Annotated in this window: 11 protein-coding genes and 1 tRNA gene; 6 read left to right on the forward strand and 6 right to left on the reverse strand. The window is 43.3% G+C overall.

Translation table 11 applies throughout. The features are described from left to right. Positions 1-126 precede the first annotated feature (126 nt). Positions 127-3267 (forward strand): efflux RND transporter permease subunit, encoded by a 3141-nt coding sequence (locus tag B2U10_RS12235; RefSeq protein ID WP_290788007.1) that lies wholly within the window; start codon positions 127-129, stop codon positions 3265-3267. Positions 3268-3466: 199 nt separating this feature from the next. On the opposite strand, the gene B2U10_RS12240 is transcribed toward B2U10_RS12235, so the two are convergent. Further along, positions 3467-4294 (reverse strand): D-alanyl-D-alanine carboxypeptidase family protein, encoded by an 828-nt coding sequence (locus B2U10_RS12240; RefSeq protein ID WP_290788010.1) that lies wholly within the window; start codon positions 4292-4294, stop codon positions 3467-3469. A 213-nt stretch (positions 4295-4507) separates the two neighbouring features. On the opposite strand from B2U10_RS12240, the gene B2U10_RS12245 reads away from it, so the two are divergent. Together B2U10_RS12245 and B2U10_RS12250 are read left to right on the forward strand one after the other, a co-directional pair. Next, positions 4508-5053 (forward strand): methyltransferase family protein, encoded by a 546-nt coding sequence (locus B2U10_RS12245; protein ID WP_290788013.1) that lies wholly within the window; start codon positions 4508-4510, stop codon positions 5051-5053. A gap of 17 nt (positions 5054-5070) precedes the next feature. Continuing rightward, positions 5071-6558 carry a phytoene desaturase family protein gene (locus tag B2U10_RS12250; protein ID WP_035412432.1) on the forward strand — a complete coding sequence of 496 codons (1488 nt, stop codon included), beginning with the start codon at positions 5071-5073 and terminating at the stop codon, positions 6556-6558. A gap of 58 nt (positions 6559-6616) precedes the next feature. Here B2U10_RS12250 and B2U10_RS12255 read toward each other — a convergent pair whose 3' ends face one another. From B2U10_RS12255 to B2U10_RS12265, 3 genes are read right to left on the reverse strand one after another with little or no spacing between them, the layout of a single operon-like run. Continuing rightward, on the reverse strand, positions 6617-7183 hold the full coding sequence (locus B2U10_RS12255) for a histidine phosphatase family protein (RefSeq protein ID WP_290788018.1): 567 nt from the start codon (positions 7181-7183) through the stop codon (positions 6617-6619). A gap of 18 nt (positions 7184-7201) precedes the next feature. Further along, entirely contained in the window at positions 7202-7849 is a 648-nt protein-coding gene (locus B2U10_RS12260) for a response regulator transcription factor (RefSeq protein WP_290788021.1), read from the reverse strand. Position 7850: 1 nt separating this feature from the next. Then, positions 7851-9200: a sensor histidine kinase gene (locus tag B2U10_RS12265; RefSeq protein ID WP_290788024.1), complete on the reverse strand. Its 1350-nt coding sequence runs from the start codon at positions 9198-9200 to the stop codon at positions 7851-7853. Between the two features lie 147 nt (positions 9201-9347). Between B2U10_RS12265 and B2U10_RS12270 the strand changes: the two genes are divergently transcribed. Beyond that, the gene (locus B2U10_RS12270) at positions 9348-9902 is read left to right on the forward strand and encodes a YdhK family protein (protein ID WP_290788027.1); all 555 of its coding nucleotides are present in this window, start codon (positions 9348-9350) and stop codon (positions 9900-9902) included. Positions 9903-9947: 45 nt separating this feature from the next. Here B2U10_RS12270 and B2U10_RS12275 read toward each other — a convergent pair. Together B2U10_RS12275 and B2U10_RS12280 are read right to left on the reverse strand one after the other, a co-directional pair. Continuing rightward, positions 9948-10020, reverse strand: a tRNA-Val gene (locus B2U10_RS12275). A gap of 141 nt (positions 10021-10161) precedes the next feature. Continuing rightward, positions 10162-10788: a nitroreductase family protein gene (locus B2U10_RS12280; RefSeq protein ID WP_290788030.1), complete on the reverse strand. Its 627-nt coding sequence runs from the start codon at positions 10786-10788 to the stop codon at positions 10162-10164. 185 nt (positions 10789-10973) lie between these two features. Between B2U10_RS12280 and yhfH the strand changes: the two genes are divergently transcribed. Together yhfH and B2U10_RS12290 are read left to right on the forward strand one after the other, a co-directional pair. Next, on the forward strand, positions 10974-11120 hold the full coding sequence (gene yhfH, locus B2U10_RS12285; RefSeq protein ID WP_290788033.1) for a protein YhfH: 147 nt from the start codon (positions 10974-10976) through the stop codon (positions 11118-11120). Between the two features lie 192 nt (positions 11121-11312). Beyond that, positions 11313-12158 carry a polysaccharide deacetylase family protein gene (locus B2U10_RS12290; protein ID WP_290788036.1) on the forward strand — a complete coding sequence of 282 codons (846 nt, stop codon included), beginning with the start codon at positions 11313-11315 and terminating at the stop codon, positions 12156-12158. Positions 12159-12167 lie beyond the last annotated feature (9 nt).

The raw sequence follows: 12167 nt of genomic DNA on the forward strand, positions 1-12167 counted from the left end.
CTTTTTAACAAAAAAAATTATCTTTTTTCAAAAAGATCTTTTTGAATAAAACAGTTTTAAAGTTGCGGCTTCTATGAGTGTCCTCTACTATGTAAATAAGCACATATAAACGAAAGGAGTGTTCATATGAACTTTTTAACCCGATTCAGTTTAAAGAATTCGGTGGCTGTTTTCATCATCGCCATTCTTTTAGTTTTAGGAGGCGTCTATTCTTTCTCGAAATTAAAAGTCGATCAGTTCCCAGAAATCGAATTTCCTCAAATCTCTGTTGAAGCAGTCTATCCTGGTGCTTCGCCCGACGATGTCGATAAACAAGTCGTCTCGAAGCTTGAAACTGCCTTGAAAGGAATCGAAGGGGCTACCAAGCTGACAAGCTCTTCTTATGAAAGCATCGGTATCTTAAACATCGAATTCCCATTCGATACTGATATGGATAAAGTCGAACAACAGATTGATGCTGCAATCCAAGATGCGAATCTACCGGAGGAAGCAACGACGAAATTAAATCGTCTGTCCTTTGGATCGTTCCCAATCTATAATATCTCTTTCTTTAGCAAGGATGGTAAAGACATCGAAAAAATCCTAAAGGAAGATATCGAACCTGAACTTAATAAAATTCCAGGAATCAATAGCGTTTCGGTTGGTGGCTATAAGGATGATCTCGTTCAAATCACCGTCGATAAGGAGAAAGCGACGAAAGCGGGTCTTTCGCTCACGAGCATCAAGGAACAAATCAACGGAAAGTATGTCTCGTTCCCATCTGGTCAGCTATCAGAAAATGATTCAAAAATACCGATTCGCGTTGAGGAAAAACTAGAAAATCTAGATAAACTAAAAAATCTACAATTGACACCTGTTGCAGGTGCGACTAGTTCAGCTAGTAGCAATCAAACAGGTGATTCATCTGCTGGCGGCCCACCACAAGGTGCAACACAAGGACCACCAAGTACAACAGGTGGAGCAGCTACAGATCAGGCGTCTGAACCTGCAGAACCGATTCGTCTAGAAGATATTGCAAAAATCGAAGCAGTCTCGCAACAAAGCGAAAAAACACGTTACGATTTAAAAGATTCCTTATCGATGGCAATCACGAAAAAACAAGATGCCAATACGGTCGAAATCGCAGATGAAGTCACGAAGATCCTTAATAAATATGACGATCAAGTCGACTATACGATTGGGATTGATTCAGCGAAGGATATCGAGGAATCCGTCGCGACACTCGTCAAAGAAGGATTACTTGGTGCCCTCTTTGCCTCTCTCGCTGTACTCTTGTTCTTACGAAATATTCGCGCAACGATTATTGCCATCGTCTCGATTCCTTTATCGTTACTCATTGCTGCTATCTTCTTGAACTGGCAAGATATTTCTCTGAACATCATGACATTAGGCGGGATGGCCGTTGCAGTCGGTCGTGTCGTTGATGATAGTATCGTCGTTATCGAGAACATCTTCCGGCGTGTCCGAAAATCCGAATCCGGTATGACGGATGAGATCATCGAACAATCGACAAAAGAGATTCTAAAAGCAATCACGTCATCGACGCTAACGACCGTCGTCGTCTTCCTGCCAATCGGATTCGTCGGTGGAATCACTGGTAAGTTCTTCTTACCGTTTGCTTTGACAATTATTTTCTCATTACTTGCTTCACTACTCGTTGCGATCACGATCGTACCGATTCTTGCGAAATTTGCCTTTAAGAAGGTTCCAGCAGAAGAAAAAGAAGGTGCTCTTCAACGGTGGTATGGCAAGCTGATTGAAAAGTCACTCTCGCATAAGGCGACGATCTTAATTGTATCGTTCATTCTTCTCGGCGGTTCTCTAGCGATCGTTCCACGTCTCGGCTTTACGTTCATTCCGAACGAAGCCTCAAAGACACTAACGGCATCGCTTGAACTTCCGGCTGCCACATCGCTCGAGAAAACGAGCGACGTCTCATTTGAGATGGAACAGATGTTTGATAAAGAACAAGCAATCGCTGACGTCACGACGTCTGTCGGAGCACGAGACTTTACGACAGGCTTACGTCTCGATAATAAAGCAAGTTATTTCTTGAACCTGAAGGACGGCGCGAACGTTGAGAAAACGATCAAATCACTTGAGACACAGATGGAAGACATCGCTCAAGAGGAAAACGTCAATGTCAAAATCAGCGTAGCTGAATTATCAACAGGTGGTCCTCCGTCGAACAACAACGTCGATGTCGACCTGTTCTCGAACGATCTTGAAGCGCTTCAAAAAGCTGCGAAATTAGTCGAGGATAATATGTCCAAAAATAGTGATTTAAAATATATCACAAACAACTTCAGCGAAAAACAAAAGCAATTCCTCGTTGAAATCGATCCTGAAAAAGCAAGTGATCGTGGACTATCCGGCTTCCAGATCCTCGGGACCGTCAATGATCAAACGAAGCCTGTTACTGTTGGCACGTTGAATCTTGATAATAAAGATCAAGATGTACAATTGTCTTATGAAAAAGGACTCGTTTCGAAGAAAGATCTCGAAGACGTCCAACTGTTCTCAGCAAACGGTCCTGTTGCTCTAACAGATGTCGCGACCGTCAAAGAAGTTGAGACCTTCACATCAATTCAAAAGCTCGACGGAAAAGTGTATGCTCGCGTTTCCGGACAAGTTAAAGGAGACGACGTACAAAACGTTTCTAATGCTGTAAAAACAGAGGTCGAAAAAATTAATTTACCAGACGGTGTCTCGTTGACAAGTGGTGGTGGGAATGATGATACAGTCGAAATCTTCCAGTCCCTCGGAATCGCGATTGTCGTTGCAATCGGGCTTGTTTACCTGACGATGCTGATCACGTTCGGAAAAGCACGAATTCCGTTCATCATCTTGTCTTCACTGATTTTTGTTCCAATCGGTTCACTCGTCACGCTCTTCTTGGCAAATGAACCATTATCGGTCAGTGTCATGATCGGCTTCTTAATGTTAATTGGTATCGTCACCACGAATGCCATCGTTCTCGTCGACCGTATTGGTCAAAACGTTGGTCGTGGTATGCCAATTCGCGAATCATTGATTGAAGCGGGTAAAACACGATTGCGTCCAATCCTGATGACCGCATTCGCAACGATCATGGCATTGGTACCACTCGCATTAACAACTTCTTCAGGGACATTGATCTCAAAAGGTCTCGCCCTAACAGTTATTGGGGGGTTAACGACATCTACGTTGTTAACACTCATCATTGTTCCAGTCGTCTATGAACTGTTCTTCTTCAAAAAAGCGAAAAAAGAACGAACAACCAATTAAGTGAACATCAAAAAAGCCCATCGCTTGGATTGCGATGGGCTTTTTATAGTGTGAGGCTTATGATTCCAACGGTTCATCCGTCTGCTCCAATGTACCGTCATGTTCAGCCACAAATCAGCATGCCGGTCATTGTCAAACAGTCCATCTCTTTCATTCAAGACGAATAATAGATGAATCCAACACCCTCTTTTATCATGTTTTAAGATGTCGAAGTCTTTACTGGTTTCCAAGGAGCAAGATGAAAATACTCTTCCATTGTCAACCCACTGAGTTTCAGGCGAGCAGCAAGCGTCGCCCCTACATAACGGTAGTGCCAGCTTTCATACGTATAACCTGTCCACGATTCTTTACCAGATGGATAACGAAGATGGAAACCGTACTGGTGCGCATTCGCGAACAGCCATTTCGCCTCTTTCGTCTTCGCAAAACTGAACATCGCGTATTTAGAAGAATCTGCTCCCCCGATATCAAAAGCGAGTCCTGTCTGATGTTCGCTTTTTCCTGGCTCCGCACTATAAGTACTCGCTTTTTCATATCCATCTCGCGCGACATATTTATCAAACAATGCCTTTTGGTAAGCGTACGAACGGTATGTACTAAATGCGACCAGCGTAATCCCCTCTTTTTTTGCTGCCAAGCGCATTTTCTCAAAAGCTGCACGCGCTTGCTGATTCTCTCCAGGAGCGTACGTCGAACGGAGTGCTAAGTTCTTATTCGCGATGAGTGTCTTGCCAATACGTTTCCCACCGATTTGTTCATCCGTCAACAGATATTTCGTACTCGCATAGCCAATCTTCGTTCCGTACTGTATTTTGGACCACGTACCGATTTTTGATAGTTCTGTTACATAAATCCCTGTCGGAATGACTGCAATACTCGGTTGCTCGACTGATGTCCCTTGACGTAAATGAAGGGATGTCTTGGCTTGACGATAAGAAGAGGTCGCCGCCTCAGCTTCTGATATATAAGTCGATGTACAGGCTACCGTCAATGCCAATGTCGTGATGAGTGTCTTGATGTATTTCATGAATCGTGTATCTCCTTTATGCATGAGGATCTGCATCCACATTTTAGATTAGAATACCATTATTTTTTTCAAACAGGGTTCATTCGGAATGCTTGTCATGAAAATGAAGTATTTCTGAAGTTTTCTAAATGTAGCTTAAGGGTGAATTGCAATGGGTAAATAACGTTGAATGCGCTTTCGAAACAAGTTCTGAAACAGAAAGGAGGAGCGTACGTGACATTGTGGGAATGGATCTTCAGCATTGGTAGCGTCTGTTGGATCAGTGAAATGATTCGTTTTCGGAATCGATCCGATTCCCAGTCGGGCGCCGCAGAACAAGTAAGTTTTTATTTGATTTTCTTTGTCTTGAGTGGAACGATCGTCTGCTCTTTCCTCTTTGCGGACGAAACTGTTTCTCCCTGGTTGCGCATCACTTCCTGCCTGCTGTTGTGGAGTGGAGTCGCTTTACGCCTTTGGGGAATTCTCCACTTAAAACAACAATTCACTCGTCACGTCGTCGTCGCAGCTGATGACAAGCTTGTCAGTAGTGGTCCTTATCGTTTCTTGCGCCATCCATTGTACAGTGGATTATTGTTGATCACGATCAGCTTTCCTCTGTTCACGGGACAAATGGTCCTATTCGCTTTCGCTGGAGTGCTCATGTTCTTTTTCCTACTCTATCGAATCCGGATCGAGGAAGCGATGTTGACAAAAGGTTTCGGACCTGCCTATACGATGTGGGCTGCAAAACGAAAACGTTTGATTCCATTCATCTATTAAAAGGAGAAGTGATCCATTTGAAGAAACGTGCAATCGTCATTGGAGCTGGTCTTGCCGGTATGTCTGCTGCCATTCGTTTAGCTGGAGATGGTTACGCAGTCACGATGCTTGAAAAAAATGCAAACGTCGGTGGGAAACTAAATCAGCGCAGCGGGAAAGGATTTACTTTTGATACTGGTCCATCGATTTTAACGATGCCTTGGGTACTCGAACAACTCTTCTCAAGTGTTCATCGTAACTTAGATGATTACTTAGAAATCGAACGCATTGAACCGCAATGGCGTACTTTTTTTGAAGATGGAACAAAAATCGACGTCAAAGGTGACTTACCTGGAATGCTTGAAGAAGTCGAGCAAATTTCGTCACGAGCGGATTTCGTCGAATTGTTCCGGTACTCAAAACAAATGTATGACTTATGTCTCGACAGCTTTTATAAATACAGTCTCGAAGATTTAAAGGACTTAAAAAAATACCATACGATGTCTGATTTATTAAAGATGGACCCGATGAACACCGTCGCGACCGGAACAAAAAAACACCTCAATAATCCGTATCTCGAACAGCTGTTCAACTACATGGTCATGTATGTCGGTTCCAACCCTTATCAAGCGCCAGCCGTCTTCAATCAAATGATTTATGTACAGATGGGGCTTGGCATCTATTATGTTAAAGGCGGGATGTATCAAATCGCGCGTGCTATGAAACGATTGCTTGACGAGCTCCGCGTCACGGTGCATCTCAACTCACCGGTTGAACAAATCGTCCTTGAAAATAAAAAAGCAGTTGGTGTCCTTTCGAATGGTACGTTCCATGCAGCCGACATCGTCGTCTCAAATCTTGAGGTCATCCCGACTTACGAACGAATCGTACCTGAGAAAAAAGCCCGGAAGCAGGCAAAAAAATTACAGGCATCGTTTGCTCCCTCTGTTTCTGGACTCGTATTATTACTTGGTGTGAACCGTGAGTATAGTGGACTAGCACATCACAACTTCTTTTTCTCAGAAAATCCAGAGCGCGAATTCGCTCAAATGTTCAAAGAAGGAACGCCTCCTGAGGATCCGACGATTTATGTCGGGGTTTCGTCGAAATCTGATGCTTCGCAAGCGCCCGATGGAAAAGATAATCTGTTCGTCTTGACGCATGTCCCTCCTCTAACACTCCAAAAAGGTGAGGTCGACTGGGATGCTTATCGTGAAGTTGTTCTTGATAAACTCGAACGAATGGGACTTTACGGTCTTCGGGAATCAATCGAGTTTGAATATCGCTTCACCCCAGAAGATCTGAAGGACTTATATGGTCCAAACGGTGGATCGATTTATGGTGTCGCAGCTGATCGGAAGAAAAATGGTGGATTCAAGATTCCATCGAAGAGCGAGTTATACGAAGGACTTTATTTCGTTGGTGGTTCTACACACCCAGGCGGCGGTGTGCCGATGGTCACCTTATCCGGTCAATTAACGGCTGATTTGATCCGAAAACATGAAGGTGCTATTCCTACGCCTTAAGATTTCTTTGATTACAAAAGAGACGGAAACTGATTTACTCATCAGTTCCGCCTCTTTTTTACTTTACATTCGTCAAAAGTGGTACGACGTGAATATCTACCTCTCCTCCTGATTTCACTTCCAACCGGCACACGGCTGGCATCGGTAAGGATTTCCAAAATGTATAATCAAATGTCGGATCGAATGTTTCGAGAAGTAACACCATGATGTTTCCATGTGTTCCAAGAACAACTATTTCGTCGGAATGCTTCTCCACCAGTTCATCGATGAATTGCCGAATGCGTTGCGCTGCTTCTTTGTTCGTTTCGCCCCCGAATGGATTATCGTTCGGATGTTGCCATACATACATAACCGCCTCCTGAAAACCGTCAAGCTCTCCAGGTGCTAGTAATCGCTCTCTTAGTTCTTCTACCTCAATAATTGGTTGTCGACGTGCCTCCGCGAGCGGTGCAACCGTCTCGATTGCCCGCTGATACGGACTACTATAGAATCTGTCGATTGGAATTTCTTGAAACGTTTCAAGTAAACGTCTTGCATCTGCCTGTCCTTTATCGGAAAGTGGACGTCTCCGTTCATCCGGTGAGTATGTCGAATGTGCGTGCCGTACGAAATAGAGTGTCGTCATGTTTGAATCTCCTTCTTACTAGTGTATCCAGCGGTATCCGATTCCGCGAACCGTTTCCAGATGCTGTTCGATTGGAAAACCGCAAACACGTAGTTTTTCTCTTAAATGTCTGATATGCGAGTCGATTGTCCGCTCGTCTACAGACGCTTCCGCTCCCCATAACATCGTCGTCAGCTGATTCCGCGTCCAAACACGTCGTGGAGAATCTAAAAATACACCTAACAATTCAAACTCCGTCTTCGTTAACGAAATCGTTTGTTGGAGGTAACAACAACGATAGCCTTCCCGGTCATAGGATAGACCAGCATGCCGCTGCTGTAATAAAACTTCCATTCGTCCGATCAGTTCTCCTTCTTGAATCGGCTTTGATATGTAATCATTCGCCCCTACTTCCCGTGTCCGAATGATGTCTTCCCGCTGATTCCGTGCCGTAACCATCAATATCGGGATGTTAGAGTGTTTTCGAATGAGACGACAACATGTCCATCCGTCCATATCTGGCATCATGACGTCTAATAAAATAAGATCAAATACGTTCTGACAGCAGAGCTCAAGAGCTTGTTGCGCAGAATCCACAAGCTGACACGTGTACCCATACGGCTGAATATACAGTTTTAACAGTTCAAGCATTCTCGGTTCATCATCTACAATCAATACATGCGGCATTTTATTTCTCCCTCCACTGCAGTGTCACTTGTGTTCCATGTCCAAGTTGACTCTTGATGTTCAATTCAGCTCCATGTGTCTGCGCAATTGCTTCAACGATGGAGAGTCCGATTCCAGTTCCTCCATGTTTTCGAGAACGCGATGTTTCCGTTCGGTAGAGCCGTTTCGTTACATGAGGTAAGGAGTCTGCAGCAATCCCTTCTCCTGTATCTTCGATTTGAATGAAAGCCCCTACTGCGTTGACACCATAACGAACGATGATTGTTCCCGACGTCGTATGTCGACGTGCATTTTCAATGATATTTACAATCATCTGACGGAGTTGCTGAGCGTCACCCATCACTTGTAATGGCTCACCTTCTATCTCAAAAGAAATATTTTCTTGTTCGATGTCTAGACGCATCAATCGTATCACTTGATGAATCAAGTCTTCGACATCGACAGGTTTTCGTTCCATCATAAAAGCATTGGCATCAATTCGTGCCAGCCAAAATAGTTGTTCAATCCATTCATTCATTTGCTGACTTTCTTCTCGAATGATCGTGATGTAGCGTCGTTGTTCATCCGGTGTCAATGTTTGGCGTTTGAGAATATCCGCATATCCCTTTATATATGTCAATGGTGTTCGTAGTTCATGAGATACGCTTGCTAAAAATTCGGATCGTTCCCGATTTAAAAAATCGAGATCCTGTTTTAACTGCTGAATCGAACGCGCCAATTGTCCCAGTTCGTCTTTTCGATCAATTGGCAACTCTCCACTTCCCCCATCCAATAGACGCGCCGTCGCTTTTTCCATCTGAATCAACGGACGAGAAATGATTCGGGTCGTCCAAATGCTTGCAGCACCTGCCAATAAAAGTGCAAGCAGACCAACTTGGAAAAACTGCTGTTTCAACGGATCAAGTACGTGATCCACGATTGCTTTAGAAGCGAACATGAAGACATGACCACGATGTTCCTCGTCAATGGTGATGGGACTGTCCGTCATTAAAAAGTTACGCATCGTTACGATTTTTCCTCGTTGACGATAATCAAAATCTGTATGTTGTAATACACGTCTCATCTCACTCGTCAAAGGACGTGATGCTTCGAGTTGTTTCCCTCTTGCATCGGTGATCACGACAGTAAAGGATGAGTTCGCTTCCATCATACTGACATGACGCATCGTCGTTTGGTCGTAGGAATCGACCAGGACATCACGATGGGTATTCCCTCGGTTCAGCAAACCATCCACCACTTCCTGTGTTCGTATTTGAGACAACTGATAATATAAAGTCCCGAACAATACACTGCCACAAATTAAAAATGCCGCAAGAACGATTCCTCCGACCGAGTATGAAATACGACGCATGACGTTTCCCTCCTTATCTCTCCATTTTAGTATAGCGAAAAAAAACATAATCAATGCCGATAAACGAAACTGTCACTTCATCTGCACACGATTTGCACATACGCTGGGTATAGTAAAGAAGACTAATGACTTCAGGAGGGTTTTAATATGAAAAAATCATTGACGTTAACTTTACTTGCTCTTAGTTCTACGCTTTGGCTCGGTGCATGTGGATCCGCTTCAAATGACGATGGAAGTAATAGTGACTCACACGACATGTCACATGGAGATATGATGCATTCGAGTGACGGAAAGGTACCGTCTGGTTTAAAGAAAGCTAGTGATCCGACTTATCCGAGAGGCAGTAATGTCACTTTGACGACGAATCATATGGACGGAATGAACGGAGCAAAAGCAACGATTGCCGGTGCTTATGATACTGTCGTCTATGCAATCAGTTATAAACCGACTACTGGTGGAAAGATGGTGAAAGATCACAAATGGGTCATTCAGGAAGAACTTGATCCAGTTCCAACTAAGCCACTGCAAGTTGGTGATGAAACGACTGTCAAGGCAGATCATATGAAAGGTATGGATGGAGCTAAAGCGACGATTGATGAAGTAAAAGAAACGACTGTCTACATGGTGAACTATGAACCAACGGACGGTGGAGAGATGGTGAAAAATCATAAATGGGTCACCGAGGATGAGATAAAGAAATAATAAAAAAGCCCGCTTTTCCTATAAAGGAGAAGCGGGCTTTCAGTATGATTCTGACTGGGCTCGAACCAGCGACCTCTACCCTGTCAAGGTAGCGCTCTCCCAGCTGAGCTACAGAATCATGTTTGCAGTACGTAATGTACTTGCTAGGACATGTATTAATATATCAAGAAACTAAAAGGCTGACAAGTCTTTTTCCGAAAAAAAAAATAAAAAAATTAAAATGGAGGAATTGCCCCCCGCTTCCTCCATTTTGAATGACTTACAGGAAGGTTGATACTCGATCGATCGGTAAACGGAGTGCTGGACGTTTTTTTGCATCTTCGACCGCTTTACCGACAGCAATTAACATGACCGGTACATACCGTGACTCGGTAATAAACGTTTCCGTAAAACGTTGATGATCAAATCCACCCATTGCGAGTGTTGATAATCCACGCGCTTCTGCCGCAAGCATCAATTGCATCGCAGCAAGACTCGCATTCGACATTGCCGCGTCGCGACCATACGCTTCACTTTGATAAGCGCCTTCTACTTGTGCCTTGATCGAATCGAACAATTCTTCTGTCATACCACCCGCTTCTACTGCCGGACCGTAGACCGGATTATAGTTTCGATTGGCTTGAACATCCCCTAGAATCGCAATGATTGCTGAAGCCGAAGTGATGGCCGGCTGATTGTATGCAATTGGTGCAAGCTGTTGCTTCGCTTCTTTTGAATGGAAGACCGTGAAATGCCAGTGTTGTAGATTCCAAGCACTCGGCGCCGCTGTCGTCCATTCTAATAGTTCTTCCACTTCCTGTTTTGAAAGTTTGAACGTTTCGTCGTAATGACGAACGGAACGTCTTTCTGTTAAGACACGCATTGTATCCAGTGTTGCCTGTGTCATGTGCAAATCCCCCTTATTATTATCAGATTACTTAGATATCGTAGCATGTCTCTTTTTCATTGTCCTCTACCAATACTCCAAATAAATCATCTGTTATAAAACAATGTTTGACATTAAACTTCTGTACTAATACAATAAAAACAAGAAAAAAGACTATTTTGTTTATTTTGAAGGAGGAAAAACACATGGAACAACCCCTTTACCAAGAAGCGTCTGCTGAGTTTTATCGTGAACTTCCTGTTAAGACATGCGCTCATTGTGGGAAAGAAATGGACGAGCAATGTGAATCCTATCAATCAGAATGTGTTGAATGTGCTGTAACAGAACACTAATAACATGTAAAACAATCACTTAACTAGTGGTTGTTTTTTTGTTTTTATATACTCTATTTCTAATTAAGTTGATATTTTTAGAAAAATCGATTTTCCGTCATCTTTTTGTCATCTATTTGTTACAAAAGAAACAATTAAAATGTTACATTATCTGTATATGATATTTTTTGACACAAGGAGCGACAGACAACGATGGATCCATTTACCTCAAGCCACGCTAGCGAACTCGGTCCACGACCGCGGACAAAAAAAAGAAAGTTCTTCCCTCGATTTTTCTTACTTCTTATACTCGTTTTTCTCGGAGTCGGAGGGTATATTGCTTATCGATACGTCTTCACACCTGAACAACAGGCAATCACTACCGGTAAGTCCATTACCGAAGTTCCTGTCGTCAACATGGAGAAAGCACGCGTCGAAAAATGGAATGGTGTGACCAAAAAAGTCGCTTATTTAACCTTTGAAGACGGACCATCCGCATTAACATCAGAGTTACTTCGAACATTAGATCAACTTCATACTCGCGCTACTTTCTTTTATCTCGGATCACAGGTAGATGTTTTTCCAAAAGAAGTTAAAGCTGCTGCGAAAGCCGGACATTACATCGGCTTACATGGTGAAACACACGATTACGATACATTGTACAAAAAAGGACAGTACGTTTCAGAAATGAAAAGCGTTCAGAAAAAAATTTATGATTTAACAAAACTGACACCACATTTGACACGACCACCTTACGGATCTGATCCTGGCATTACGAAAAAGATGGCATCTGCCATCCACGCTGCAGACTTCCGAGTATGGGACTGGTCGATCGATTCAATGGACTGGTATTACAAAGATAGTGTAAAAGAAGTGGCAAATACGGTCATTCGGCGAGCAGAGCGTCCATTTGAAATCATTCTCTTGCATGAACAACCACAAGCTATCAAGGCCCTTCCGGCCATTGTTGCCGGACTTCAGAAAAAGGGCTATCAGTTCGCGATTTATGATGAAGATTTCCATATTCCGTACAACTTCGTGCAATACTCGAATTTATAAGGAGTTACT

The organism is Exiguobacterium sp. UBA7533 (genome assembly GCF_002479335.1).
In the GTDB taxonomy this organism is placed as follows: Bacteria; Bacillota; Bacilli; order Exiguobacteriales; family Exiguobacteriaceae; genus Exiguobacterium_A.